Genomic DNA, 13,617 nt, shown 5'->3' on the forward strand with positions numbered 1-13,617 from the left:
TTGCTGCGCGGTCTGCCTGATTCACCAGGAAAATCTCAAGATTTCCACTGGAAGAGCGAATCAGATGTGAGACAATACAGGCAGCGGTTCGAACTCCCTTCAGGTGAAAGCCGACCTGTTCCAGGAAGATCAATACAGTTTTAATGAGCGAGACATTTTGTTCTCGAGAGGAGATTGCAATGTCAATGGACGATCAACAACCTGAACCCGTGCACGTTTCTACCGAAGAAGCCGCCTGTGAACAGACACAGGAGCAGACGGAATCACGGAGCGAACAGAGTCGGAAATCAGAATCTGCGGGAATTCCTAATTCCATCGAGCGGCTTCGTTCCGAATTCGACAAGCTGCTGGGCGTGGCCGTCGAGCAGGGAGAACGGGCGCTGGATAAGCTGGGGCTGTTCGGAAATGAAGCCGTCTGGATGCCGCGCGTGGATGTGCTGGAACTGGAAGACAAGGTGGAAGTTTCCTTCGATCTGCCGGGTGTGACCGCTGAAGAAATCAACATCACACTGGCAGGCAACATGCTGACGATTGCCGGCAGTCGCCGTACGGGAACGACGACTACAGCCGGTCAGACAGCCCGCGTCAGCGAACGACCTTCCGGTCAGTTCCGTCGTTCGGTTCCGATGCCGGTTGCGGTCGATCCGGATAAAGTGACGGCTTCGGTTCAGAATGGGATTCTGAGTGTCGTGCTGGAAAAGTCATCGACGGAAAAACCGCGACAGATTCCCATCAGCAGCGCCACCGGTACCGGTTTTTAAACGGATTCCAGTCACTTTCTCTTATAGTTCCCTGATGACCTGCGGCTCGACGGACTGTCCCGGCTGCAGGTTCATGCTGGGGGCGATAATCAAGCGGTCTCCTGCCCGGATGCCTTTTACAATTTCGGCGTCGAAATCATTCATCACGCCGGTTTCCACATCCGTCAGTAACGCTTTGTTGTTGCGCACCACATAGGCCTGCCACTTTCCGGAGGCATTGCGAAACAGTGCCGACCGTGAGACTTTGACGACATCCTGTTTGATCTCGGTATAGATCTTGACCCGAACCCGGTAATCGGTGCCCAGGCTTCGCTGCTGTGCTTTCAACTGCTTCCATAAATTCTGGTCAAAGCTGATAATCACTTTCACGCGTTGCTGTTCGACACCCAGAGACGAAATTTTGGTGAAGCCTTTGGGATAAATTCGTTTGACTTTACCGCGCACGGACTGCGTACCAATCGCGGGGCCTTCGATGTCGACGAGCGAGCCAATCTGGATATTCCCGACATATTGCGAGAGGACATCCGCCTCAACTTCCAGATCCTGCAGGCGCCCGATTTCCAGGAGCACATCGCCGGCGGCCAGTGTCCGTTCGTTGGAATAGTTTCTGGTCAGGACCGTTCCGTCCACCGGGCTGCGCATCGTCGCCCGTTTCTGATCGTGCAGCAGTTGATCGAGCTGGGACTGCGCCTCCTTCTGCTCCTCCTGCAGAACCGCTGTCGAGAGTTCTTTTTTCTCTTTGTATTTCAGAATCGAGATCTTGCCAATCTGCATGGCACTCTGAATCGCCTGCAGAGAACGCCAGGTTAAGATGTCTTTCTGGTAGTCGATTTCACTCTGTTTTTTAAACAGGTCAGCTTCGTTAAGCTCACTCTCTGACAGGGCGCTCTTCTTGAAAAGCTGATATTTACGGTCGAATTCATCACGGGCGTACTGCCATTTGGCTTTGCTGGCATCCTGTTGTTTACTGGCGGCTTCGACAGTCAGGTCCATCGACTTCAGAAATTCATCGAACTGAACCAGCGAGTTGTCTTCCAGCCTCGTATCGGACTGCTCGATGATTTTCCGCGCGAACTGCTCCACGCGATATCGGGCTTTGGCCACTTCCGCATCCAGATCGGACGTGTCCATGGAGGCCACGATCTGGCCTTCGGTAACCTTCTCATCCTCTTCGACCGTGATGGGTAACACGCGGCCGTTTAAAGGCATCGCGATGCGGTAGATGCGAGGCAGGCTGGTCTTGGCCCGTTCTTCGATGAAGGCTTTGACTTCGCCCTTTTCAGCAACCGTTACATCCACCGGGAGCGGCGCATCGGAGAGGAGATAGAACGCTCCCAGTCCGACGAGCAGGACCACTGTGATGATGATTGATTTGCGGGACATGATTATTCCTTTACATTGAGCGCGGTGAGCCAGTCCATATTACGGATGGCTTTCTGCACCGGCCAGTGTGAGATCAGCGTAAAAATTATTCCCAATAGAACCGTATAAACCCAGCTCATGGCGTCGATGGTGAAAGGCATTCGAAACAGTTCGGTATCATACGCGATATTAATGCCTTTGGAGGCCCAGTAACCGGCGGGCAGACCCAGCAGAATGCCGGGCAGGTTCACACTGAAACTTTCCCGCAGAAAAATAGAGCCGACCTCCGCGGGAGTATAACCGAGAACGCGCAGCGTGGCGATTTCCTGCTGTCGCTCAGAAAGCGAAATGAGTGAGGCATTCAGAATGCTGCCGAAGAAGATCAGACATGAAAAGACGATGACAACGACGATCATCACAATCATCTGGTCCACGAGCACTTCCTGCAGCTTGTCTTTCTGATCGCGAATGGACGTGACCGACTGGATGGCGGGAATCTGTTTGACCTGCCGATAAATCTGCCGGGTGACGGACGGGCGGGGATTCGTTTTCAGTTGCACGCTGGTCAGCGTCTGCGATTCTCCCATCAGTCGATTCAGGTATTCGAAGTCGGCATACACGGAAAGCCCCAGATAGCTGTCGATAATTTTCATGACGGGTACCTGCCTGGCAATGCGATCGCCGGTGACGGGAATCATTTCAAGAGAGTCCCCCGCCTGAATCTGGAGAATGTCTGCCAGTTTGCGGGTGACCAGAATTCCTGTTTCTGGAACTTCAACGCGGTTGCCTGCTGTATCCCGGGGGATCGTCAGCTGTGCGGTCCGCGTGATGCCGGTGATACCGGTCTTCTTTTCGTGGATCCCGTTTTTGAGCGTGCAGCCGATGTGGAACAGGGGCTCGGCATAATCGACGCCGGCCAGTTGCTCTGATTCGAACAGGGCCGCGTAATCGTGATCGTCTTTAAAGCTGATGTCGATGTCGCTGAGCAGCAGTTTGTCATATTGAAAATTGAGCAGCGCGAAGGCAGAGTCGTACATTGAAAAGGTCACCAGCAGCAGCATCGCTCCCACGGTTGCAGATAGCAGACCTCCCAGGGTTCGCGTGCGATTACGGAAGATGTCGCGGAGCACGAGTTGCCAGCGAAAGTCGATCGCGTTCCAGAAGGCGTGGATCTTTTCGAGGAAAATCCGTCGGGCGCGGAGGGGCGGTTTGGGCCGCATCGCTTCGGCTGGTGACAGTCGCACGACCGAACGGACGCCGCGAAATGTTCCCAGCACGGCAAAGAAGATACTGATCAGCATGCCCAGCAGAATGACCCGGGGATACATCTGATTGATCAGCGAAGGGAATTCAAAGAAGTTGCGATATTGGGCCGTCATGGCACCGGCCAGCGAATAGCCGATCAGGATTCCCAGCAGGCCGCCCGCGATTCCAATCAGCAGTCCAAACTGGATGAAGTGCAGAAAGATTTCCTGGTTGGAATAGCCGAGGGCTTTCAGCGTTCCCACGACGGTCCGCTGCTGTTCTGCCATCCGCGACATGAGCAGGTTCAGCGCCAGGGCAGCGACGATCAGGAAAATGGTGGGCAGGATCGTGGCACTGACTTTGAGTCCGTCGATTTCACTTTTGAGAAACCAGTGGGATGACTGTTGTGCCAGTGGCGTGGTAGAGAAAACGCCGTAGTCGTCGAGATTCAGTTCCAGCTGATCCAGAATCTGACGGACGCGGTCCGGGCTTTGAAATTCAGGATCCAGATGTCCCAGGATCTGATTCGCGGCTCCTTCGAAACCAAAGACATCTTCTGCGTAATCATGTTTCAGATAAAAAACACCGTAGGTATCCGGTTCCGGGACCAGTCCTCCCGGTCCGAGCAGGTAGACGAATTCCGAGCTGATGGCGGTGCCGACAATCAGCAGGTCCTGCAGCCGATTATTCAGAATCAGCTGGATATGATCACCCGGCCGCAGATTGTGGGCGCGGGCAAAGGCATCGTTGACGATGACTTCTTCCTGCCGTTGATCGGTGAAGTAGCTGCCTTGCTTGATGACGATGCGGTTGATGGGTGCGTTTTCGTGTGCCGGCAGAGAGACCGCCTGTCCGGACAGGGGTTTTTCAACGCCGTCCAGAGACGCGGTGACTTCGAACACGATGCGCGGCAGAATACTGGTGACGCCGGGCACATCGGTGAGTGTCGGCAGATCGCCTACCGGAACTTTTTTCAGTTCGACGGAGAAGTCAGCCATCTGACAGAGCCGGTAATAACTCTGGCGGGAATATTCGAGATTGTCGTAGGTCGACGACATGGCGATAAAACAGCCGATGCCGACGGCAATGATACTGATGATCGCGACCAGCACACCTTTGGCAGCGAACAACTCCCGCATTAGTTTTCGATGCAGAACTTTCATTACCAGGTGACCTGATTTGCCGGAATGGGTTCTGGATTGATAATGGTTTCAGCAATCGTACCGGAACCAATGCGAATCACACGTTGTGCCATTTTTCCGATGGCGGAATTGTGCGTAATAATCACGACGGTTTTGCCCAGCTCCCGATTTAGATTGCCGAGCACTTCCAGAATCTTGCGACCCGTGGAGAGATCGAGTGCACCCGTGGGTTCGTCGCACAGCAGCAACTCCGGTTTTTTCACCAGCGCGCGGGCGATCGCCACCCGCTGCTGTTCTCCGCCTGAAAGCTGTGCCGGGAAATGGTCGGCCCGATCGGACAGCCCCACCAGTTCCAGCGCTTCGTCAGGCGACATGGGATCGGCGCTGATGTCGGCTGCGACGATGACATTTTCGCGCGCTGTGAGTGTGGGGACGAGATTATAGAACTGAAAGACAAAGCCGATATTTTCGCGGCGGTAACGGGTCAGCTGCTGCTCGCTGAATTCAGAAATGTTCTGCTGATGAAAATAGACATCCCCGGTTGTGCAGACATCGATGCCTCCCACGATATTTAACAGCGTACTTTTGCCCGAACCGGAGGGTCCTACAATGACGAGGAACTCGCGGGAGTAAATATCGAGATCGATATTGTGTAATACGGGGACAGAGACGTCGCCTGTGACGTAGGTTTTGGAGATGGATTTCAGGGAGAGCAGGATAGAACGCTCTTGATTCTGCAGGGAAGGGAGTGCATCGGTCTCAGAAGCCGCCATGTTGTGATCTCGAAGCAGTAGAGGTTAAATGCGATTATCTGGCAGGGGGTTTCCCTTTTCCGCTTTCAATATACTGGTCTCGTTGCCGCGCGTATTCTTCTGCTGTGATGGCTTCCGTTTCACTCGCAGGCAACTCACCTGTTTCGGAAAGGCCTGATTTCTCATATTCGGCGAAGTAGCGTTTCAGATAAGGAACACACCAGCCACAACCGGTCCCGGCGCCTCCACAGTCGCTTAACTGACTGGCACGCCGCGGACGATGAATCCGCAGATGATTGATAATTTTTCGTTTACTGATATGGAAACAGTAACAGACTTTGTCGTCGAGTTTCACGATAGATACTAATTTCGTATGAGCCGGTAAACCGGTTCAGAGTAAGGCGGTGACACGTTTCTTCAAATGAGAAAACTTCATCAGCGCCAGGTGGTTCGATTATTCAGAGGCTGCTGCCCTCTCAATGTAAATCTTATTTGATTTCACGGTAAATGTCAGGGCTACTTCGCTTAATATCTGTTCTAATAAATGTGAGAGTGTTGTGTTTTTTCTGGAAAGTGCGATGGGAGTTTCCAGCAGACGCGGGTCGTTTTTGACATTGTCCGCCAGCGTGAATTCGGTATCAAGCATTTCTTCAAACTGGATGATCATCGTCTTTAGGGGAACTTCATCGGTCTGCCGAAATTCCAGGATGGGGATCTGTAAAGCGAGCGTTACATCCGTCTGAGGAACTGCGGGCGGAGCAGGGAGTTGCGGTTTGGGCGCGACTACCGGAGGCAGATTCTCCGGTTTGGCAGCGACGGCGACCTGTTGTTCGGCGGGAACATTCACTGGCTCGACTGGCGCTGGCTTCACGGGAGCTGCAGGTTGCGGCTGATTCTGATTTTTCTCGACCGGTAATTCGGGAACGGCTTCGGCTCCAGCTGGCTCTTCAGCGGGAGACTCTGCGGTTTCTGTTTCTGTGTCGGCAGGAACGCTTTCTGATGCTTGCTCCTGATTGAGGGCGATTTCAGTAGTCGGGTGATCGTCGAAGATGATCAGCAGCAGCAGGAGTAGTGCACCGGTCCCCGCGACAGTCCAGGCCATCAGAACGGGGCTCGCCAGCAGATACGCAGAGGCGCGTCGCAGCTGCTTCAGGCCGGTTTGTGTTTTGACTGCGAGTGCCGAAGGTCCCCGGGGTACCGGTTCCGGTTCAATGACGGAGACCGCTGGTTCGCCTCCCGAAGTGGATGTGATGCGCAGTTGCTGCTGGCAGTCAGGGCAGGGGAAGGTACTGCCTTCAAGCTGTCTGTTGCGCATGCGGAGCACGGCCTGACAGTGTGGACATTGAAAGGTGGCGATATCCATCGGCAATCACCTGTGACGGGATTTCAGTCAGCGCCTGATTAATTTGCAGGCGGAAACTCATACATTTTCAGATTGTTTTGCTGCGCGAACGGTTTACTGGTTACGGTTGCGGTTTTCGCATTTTCATCAATGATCAGGCACATCTGTTCCTGGTCTTTGACATTGAAGATAGCCTGAATGGTATCTAAAGCGGAGACCGTGCCCAGGTTCATCGTCTGTCGCATGTTCTGGGTGTAGCCAACCAGTTTTAAACCCCCGCCATCCAGGATAATCTTTGTTTTGGTTTCATCGGCGATATAAGCCAGGACTTCTTCCAGCGGCATCCGTTTGAAGTCCACTTCGATTTTCATCTTCAGCCGGTCCACCACTTTATCCGGCAGTTGCGGTCCCGTTGGTTTGGGTTTGACTTTGACGGAGAAGTCGGTGCGTGTGGATTCATCCCAGGTCAACAGGCTGGCCAGAGCCAGGTTCGGGGCAGCCCGTTCCGGCAGCTTGCTGACCAGCTGGGCATAACGTTCGCCCGACTGTTCCCGATTGGCCATGCTGAAGGCTTTGAGCATGGCAGGGAACCGGCCGATGACTTTGCGGCTGCCTACGGTTCCCGGATTCATTTTCTGCACGCCTTCCAGCATTTCTTCGGGAAGTTCGTCGAGTTGTTTTTTCAGGTTCATCGCGAGTTTTCCGGGGCGAACCATGGTCGAATTCCGGAAGGTCCATTCCGAATAAAAATCATCCGCCCCCAGATGCATGCTCCAGGCAACGGTTTCAACATCTTCACCGAGCCAGTCCAGGAACTCGTTGAGGAAGGGACGCGATTTTTCCGGAAGCAGTACGTCCTGCTGTCGACGTACCTCATCGGGGTCGAAGACAATTGTCAGGTGCCGATCCCGGTCAGTCTGTTTCAGGATTGATTCCATACCAGGAGAAGTACTGCTGTCAATTTCGCGTGCTTCTGCCATCTCTGTGGCGTGGAAATTTCCTGGTGGTCCGATCACATAAGTGTGATCATCGACAATCATGGAAGAGTACTTGTCCCCCGCATAGACCGGAAAGCTGTAATCGTCCAGTCGCTGACCGTCGAACTGGGCAATCAGTTCAGAGCGTTTGAAAGGTTCGGTGGTTTTGATGACGGCGGCATACTCGGGAGGTGCACCCGGAGAACCCAGGATCAGGCAGAACGTCAGCTCTTCAATCTGCGCTGGTCCTGTCAGACAGATATCCTTGATTTTCTGCTCGGCCCAGATACCGACAGGTCCCAGGCAGGCACGGAATTCTTCCCCTTGCGAACCAGGCGCCCAGAGTTCTGCAGGATGCAGATGAATCAGGATGCGTGTGCCGGCGGGAACGTATAACAGTCGAATCGGCGTTCCGTTTGTCGGGCTGTCAGCCACCTTGGGGGCGGGCGTTGCTGGTTGAGACAAGGCTACGGCCGGGTTTGTCGCAGCAGCTGGCGCCGGTTTGACTGGTTTGGATGCGATTGTTTCTTCGACTCGATCCCAGGCAAAGTAGGCACCGATTCCAATCAGGAGGATGACGACCGCGATGCTGGCAATCGTCACGTTTCTGCGTTTTGCATTCTTGCGACGGAGTTCACGCATCCGCGCGACGCCTGCGTTTTCTGTCGACTCAACCGCGATATTGGGGAATGCAGAATCAGAAGTTCCCGTATTGATGTTGGGGACAGGCGTCGTATCCACCACCGGCGGTGCCGAGGTATCGATGTGTGGAAAACCAGAAGCTGCTGGTTCTGGTGCAGCCGGGACTGGTGTCACGGGTTCATCGGGAACCCACTTGGCTGAGGTACCGACGACAGGCGTTGTCGGTTCTGCCAGTTCGATCTGAATCTTTTCTTCCTGTGGAGGCGTTGTCGGTGCAGCGGGAGGTGCCTGTTTCATTTGCGGGTCGGAAGCAGGCGATTTCGGTGAAGGTTCAGCCGGAGCAGAATGTTCACCTGCAGCCGGTGTCATCGCGGGAAGTTTCAAGACAAAAGCATGTTTACAGTTGGGGCATTTGGCTTTTTTTCCGAGCAGACTCTTATCCCGGAGCTTGAGTTTTTTTTTGCAGTGAGGGCAGGGAACAGCAATGCTCGACATGAATCCGCCTGTCAGGTGTAGTTTCTTTAAAGTCAGTTACAGTCAGGAGTAAAGCCGGAGTCAGGCTCCCGCTATAGCGCAGCACTCTTGTTTATCATACGTTGTGAGAAGCAGTGCTGCCAAGTCTTTTTGAGCCTAGTTTCAGATTAACTCAAGTTTCGAATGGGCCCTGTTTTTACTGATTGATAAGCGCCTTCGGTAAGGAAATTGATACTTTTGAGGCACTGTTTCTGGATTCAGTAAACAAATATCTGTTTGAAAGTTCTCATATACATTGTTTCAGAATTCCAGAGTGTCGCATACAGCGTTTCCAGAATTCTCAGCGAAAGCCTTTGGAATATATCAATTTCGTTTTGGAGCTGGCTGAACAATTTATTTTCCACTACGGGCTGCAAATCCTGATCGGTTTTACGCAATACCTGAAAAGGGACGAATGTCGAGCAGGATATACTTGTTTGTATGTATCCTTTTTTCTGAATTCATATTATCCAGGAGAAATAACGTGCTCATATTTCAATCTAAATCTGACCGATCTCGCGGCTTCACGCTGATTGAGTTACTGGTGGTGATTGCCATCATTGCGATTCTGATTGCCCTGTTACTGCCGGCTGTGCAACAGGCGCGGGAAGCGGCGCGCCGCAGTACCTGTAAAAACAACATGAAACAAATTGGTCTGGCGATGCATAACTATCATGATACGCATTCCATTTTCCCGCCAGCGACAGTCAATCCCGGATGTCAGCATGGAAACCTGCTGGTGAGCCCGGATACCATGTCCGGCAATGTCAAAAACATCACCGCGCACCTGCTGATTCTGCCCTATCTGGATCAGACAAACCTGTATAACCAGTTGAACTTTTCTCAGCCGATGGGCTTGTCAGCGCATGCCGATGTAACACCTCCGAGTGCGACCGCGGCCGCTTCGAATATGGCAGCGCTGAAAAGACAGCATCTCAGTATTTTTGCCTGTCCTTCTGATCCTGCAGATTCACTGGGGACCAATTCCAGTACCTCCTCTCATTATTACACTGTCGACTATTATCGAACCAGCTATGGTGTCATTGCCCGCGCCTGGGAAGATAACAGCAAGAACCGGGAGTTGTTCTGGGGACATGCAAATAACGCCCGTAACCAGCGATCTTCTTTTGGAACAAACGGTTCCGCCAGGATGAGAGATATCACCGATGGGACAACCAATACCATCTTCATGTCTGAAACGTCGATGGAGAAATACAGTACGAACTACGGACCTTACTGGGGAACCTGGACGAATACGTTCTGGTTGAATATGAACTACGGCATCAATAAGCCTTATAACTCAACCACTTCCCTGCCGTTCGCCTGGTCACCTGGAAGTAAGCATGAAGGGGGCTGTCATGTACTGCTGGGCGATGGTGGCGTGCGATTTGTGAGTGAAAACACAAACGAACCAACGTTACTCAATCTCGTCAGTATTGCCGATGGAAATGTTATTGGGGAATGGTAAGTCAAATGAAGAACATGAAGACAAAACGCGCTCTGTTAAACAACGTTTCAATGACAGTCTGTTCTCTTTTTTGTATGGTTTTGATTTCCGGTTGTTCGGGTGGTGGGGAGCCACTGCCCGAATTAACGGACGTCACCGGAACAGTGACATTGGATGGTAAACCGCTTGAGAATATTTCGGTGATCTTTCAACCGGAAGCAGCAGATCAGGCTTCTTCCCGGGGAACGACCGATGCGGAAGGCAAGTTCAAACTGATGTACAATCAGGATGCCGCTGGCGCCGTCTCGGGAAAGCATAAAGTGCGCTTTGCTGTGATGGACGCCGATTCCACGGGTCTGCTGCCCGAGAAATACACCCGCTCCAGTTCGGGTGAAACCGCTGATGTCACCCTGGCTGGTTCCAACAATTTTCAGTTTGATTTGAAGTCCAGATAATCGTTTCGAGATCGGGCCGCTTTTTGAGCCCTTTTTCAGGGCACTCTTCTCTCTTTGCGTAGAAGGTACGCAATTTCAACTGGCCGAATTGGCGGCGATATTTAAATAAAGCTTTCTTAGTTACAGCTTCTGTCTCTGCGACATTTCTCCTGCTGTAAAACCAGATGAAAAATACGGGTTTACGTAATTCGCTCTGAACGTCTGCAAGTAGAATGTGAAGGAGTTCCTATTTTTATATTAATTTTGAGGAGAAAATCATGCTCGAGACTCAAAAGAAACCGACCGCTGTTCAGAGAGGGTTCACTCTGATTGAACTGCTTGTGGTGATCGCCATCATTGCGATTCTGATCGCCTTGCTGCTGCCGGCTGTTCAACAGGCGCGTGAAGCGGCGCGAAGAAGCACCTGTAAAAACAATCTGAAACAACTGGGCCTGGCATTTCATAATTACGCTGAGACGCATTCCATTTTTCCGCCTGGTAGTGTAGATGAAAATCAAATCGGCACTTTTGCTTTTATTCTACCTTTTATGGAACAGTCAGCGCTATACAACAAGTTTAATTTCAGTTTGGATCACCTTGATGTTGCTAACAAGCCTGCGAACGTCACTCCTGTAATCGCATATTTTTGCCCCAGTAAGCCACGTAGCAGTCTGAATAACAGCAATACAGCTTTTGGTGATTATGCTGTCAGTTCAGGGACTGGACACTCAAATTCAAAAGACCATGCAAATTGGAAGGGGATGTTCAATCAAAACTCGAATACCCGTTTACGAGATATTACAGATGGTACAACCAATACCTTTGCCGCAGGAGAAAAGAGAACCGTTGAAAACAATACGCTAACAGGGTACCAGTACCGCTGGGGGTATCATGCGACCCGAAACACGCAAAAAGCGCACATCAATCAGAATGTCGCCGATCTCACACCTGCGACAAACTTCGATGATAACTCGGCCAACTTCGGCAGTGATCATGTGGGGGGCGCTCATTTTGTGTTTGCCGATGGTTCCGTACATTTTCTCTCAGAGAACATGAATTTCACGGTATACCAACATCTAAGCGATAAAGCTGATGGAAATACTGTCAATTTCCCATAATCGGACTTCTGTAAAACGCCTTTTATTCAGACGGCATCGGTGGGCAGAGAGCAGCCGCCTCAAGTTCATTGCAGGCGGCGCTGCGCTTCTGGGTTGTTTGATTCCTGCTTGCTTCTCAGTTAATAAGGACCTGCTGCTGTGAGAAACTTCCTGAAAACAAGACGATACCTGTGCTGTCATTCCAGCCTTTGCCTGTTGTTGACTTTATCCCTGGGAGCGCTGCTGGCCGGTTGTGAAGCCAGTTTAGAGACACCAGAAAAACCAGCCGATACTGCAACCGTGTCGGGAACTGTGACTCTGAACGGCAGCCCGGTTACAACGGGACAGGTTGGATTGTACTCATTAAGCTTCGGAACGCTTGTGCAAGGCGAACTTGACAAGGAAGGGAAATTTACAATTACAGATCCAGTTGCTCCCGGAGACTATCAGGTTTTTTTTATCAGTACGAAAGGGATGCCTGCCAAGTACATGACTGAAACCTCGAGTGACTATACTGTGACGGTTAAGGATGAAGCCAATCAGCTGTCAATTGATATCAAGTCCTGACAGAAGGGAAACGGTTGAACTGTCAGCCGCCTAACCGAAGAGTCCTTTGATGACGGCACCTCCGTCAACCAGCCTGACCGGGCGGCCGACGGGGGTGTGCAGTTCCATATCCGCATCCATGTGCATGGCTTTGCACATGGATTGAAACAGATCGTCGACCTGAACCGGGTCTTCGATGATTTCCTGCCCGTTTTCATCCGTTTTGCCGATGACCTGTCCGCCTTTGATGCCGGCACCCGCCATCAGCAGGTTGAAGTTTCTGACCCAGTGATCGCGGCCTGGTGCCGGGGGACGGGCATTGATCTTGGGAGTTCGACCGAATTCCCCCATGCAGAGCACCAGCGTTTTTTCCAGCAGCCCCCGTTGTTTCAGGTCCAGCAGGAGTTGAGACAATCCCTGGTCCACTTCGGGGGCGCGGCGTGCCATGCTGCTGAAAACGCTGCTGTGCATATCCCAGCCGTTGCAGCGGACTTCCACAAACGGGACTCCTGCTTCCACCAGCCGACGAGCCACCAGCAGTCCCTGTCCGGTCTGAGATTTTCCATATGCTTCCTGCATCGCAGCAGGTTCATCATCGAACTGAAACGCTTTCAGTCGAGGCGAAGTCATCATCAGGTTGGCTTTCTGATAGAGTTCGCTCTGTTCTTTCACCAGCTCGGCTGCACCCGCCTGCGCGAATTCATGTTCCTGCTGACTGAGCAGAGCAAGCCTTCTCCGTTGACGTAAATCAGAAGTGCTGTTGACCACGTTGTCGGGCAACTGGCCTGGCCGATCGATGATGAACGGCGCGACCTGAACGCCCAGAAAGCCGGAGCTCAGGGTTTGACCGATGCTGACAAAGTTTGGAATATCGGATTGCGGGTCGCCCAGCTCGCGGGCCACGACCGAACCAAAGTGCGGGAACTTTTCGATGCCCAGCATGCGATGTCCGGTATGCAGATGGTAGGTGCCTCGCTCGTGGGCGGCTTCTTTGCCGGTCATGGCGCGGATGACAGCGATCTCGTTCATCGCCGCAGCGATTTTAGGCCAGTAATGTGCGATTTCGACTCCGGGAGCCTGCGTCTGAATTTTTTTCGTTTCACCGCCATTGGGTATACCTGGTTTAGGATCCCAGGTTTCCATCTGACTTGGAGCGCCGGCCAGCCAGAGCAGGATGCAGGAGCGTCCCTCTTTTTTGAGGTCCTCTGCATGCAGGCGAAACTGGGAGAGCAGCGCAGAGCCGCCGATTCCCAGCGCAGCTGACTGCAGGAAGTTTCTGCGCGACAATCTGCCGCGTCGATTCAGATTCAGGTGTAAGAGCGCATCTGTCTGCATTTCATTGTTCCCGTGTCAGGAG

12 protein-coding genes are annotated in these 13,617 nt (G+C 52.4%); 5 read left to right on the forward strand and 7 right to left on the reverse strand.

The genetic code is table 11. The annotated features are described in order from the left end of the window. Positions 1–179 precede the first annotated feature (179 nt). Positions 180–761, forward strand: coding sequence for an Hsp20/alpha crystallin family protein (locus tag ACN0YN_RS11475; RefSeq protein ID WP_417385152.1), 582 nt, complete (start codon positions 180–182; stop codon positions 759–761). 21 nt (positions 762–782) lie between these two features. On the opposite strand, the gene ACN0YN_RS11480 is transcribed toward ACN0YN_RS11475, so the two are convergent. The 6 genes from ACN0YN_RS11480 to ACN0YN_RS11505 all read right to left on the reverse strand — a co-directional run bounded on the left by ACN0YN_RS11480 (position 783) and on the right by ACN0YN_RS11505 (position 8,718). Beyond that, positions 783–2,144: an efflux RND transporter periplasmic adaptor subunit gene (locus ACN0YN_RS11480; protein WP_417385153.1), complete on the reverse strand. Its 1,362-nt coding sequence runs from the start codon at positions 2,142–2,144 to the stop codon at positions 783–785. 2 nt (positions 2,145–2,146) lie between these two features. Next, a complete protein-coding gene (locus ACN0YN_RS11485) occupies positions 2,147–4,531 on the reverse strand; it encodes an ABC transporter permease (protein ID WP_417385154.1) in 2,385 nt (794 codons plus the stop codon). Next, positions 4,531–5,283, reverse strand: coding sequence for an ABC transporter ATP-binding protein (locus ACN0YN_RS11490; RefSeq protein WP_417385155.1), 753 nt, complete (start codon positions 5,281–5,283; stop codon positions 4,531–4,533). The genes ACN0YN_RS11485 and ACN0YN_RS11490 overlap by 1 nt, the downstream gene beginning before the upstream one ends. A 34-nt stretch (positions 5,284–5,317) precedes the next feature. Beyond that, the gene (locus ACN0YN_RS11495; RefSeq protein ID WP_417385156.1) at positions 5,318–5,617 is read right to left on the reverse strand and encodes a (2Fe-2S)-binding protein; all 300 of its coding nucleotides are present in this window, start codon (positions 5,615–5,617) and stop codon (positions 5,318–5,320) included. A gap of 99 nt (positions 5,618–5,716) precedes the next feature. Then, on the reverse strand, positions 5,717–6,625 hold the full coding sequence (locus tag ACN0YN_RS11500) for a hypothetical protein (protein WP_417385157.1): 909 nt from the start codon (positions 6,623–6,625) through the stop codon (positions 5,717–5,719). Between the two features lie 38 nt (positions 6,626–6,663). After that, entirely contained in the window at positions 6,664–8,718 is a 2,055-nt protein-coding gene (locus tag ACN0YN_RS11505; RefSeq protein WP_417385158.1) for a hypothetical protein, read from the reverse strand. A 502-nt stretch (positions 8,719–9,220) separates the two neighbouring features. On the opposite strand from ACN0YN_RS11505, the gene ACN0YN_RS11510 reads away from it, so the two are divergent. The 4 genes from ACN0YN_RS11510 to ACN0YN_RS11525 all read left to right on the forward strand — a co-directional run bounded on the left by ACN0YN_RS11510 (position 9,221) and on the right by ACN0YN_RS11525 (position 12,281). After that, entirely contained in the window at positions 9,221–10,204 is a 984-nt protein-coding gene (locus ACN0YN_RS11510) for a DUF1559 domain-containing protein (protein ID WP_417385159.1), read from the forward strand. 14 nt (positions 10,205–10,218) lie between these two features. Further along, positions 10,219–10,638 carry a DUF6795 domain-containing protein gene (locus ACN0YN_RS11515; protein ID WP_417385160.1) on the forward strand — a complete coding sequence of 140 codons (420 nt, stop codon included), beginning with the start codon at positions 10,219–10,221 and terminating at the stop codon, positions 10,636–10,638. A gap of 257 nt (positions 10,639–10,895) precedes the next feature. Next, a complete protein-coding gene (locus ACN0YN_RS11520) occupies positions 10,896–11,735 on the forward strand; it encodes a DUF1559 domain-containing protein (RefSeq protein ID WP_417385161.1) in 840 nt (279 codons plus the stop codon). A gap of 138 nt (positions 11,736–11,873) precedes the next feature. After that, entirely contained in the window at positions 11,874–12,281 is a 408-nt protein-coding gene (locus tag ACN0YN_RS11525; RefSeq protein ID WP_417385162.1) for a hypothetical protein, read from the forward strand. Between the two features lie 30 nt (positions 12,282–12,311). Here ACN0YN_RS11525 and ACN0YN_RS11530 read toward each other — a convergent pair whose 3' ends face one another. After that, positions 12,312–13,595, reverse strand: coding sequence for a DUF1501 domain-containing protein (locus tag ACN0YN_RS11530; protein ID WP_417385163.1), 1,284 nt, complete (start codon positions 13,593–13,595; stop codon positions 12,312–12,314). Between the last annotated feature and the right edge of the window lie 22 nt (positions 13,596–13,617).

The organism is Gimesia sp. (genome assembly GCF_048260065.1).
Taxonomy (GTDB): domain Bacteria; phylum Planctomycetota; class Planctomycetia; order Planctomycetales; family Planctomycetaceae; genus Gimesia.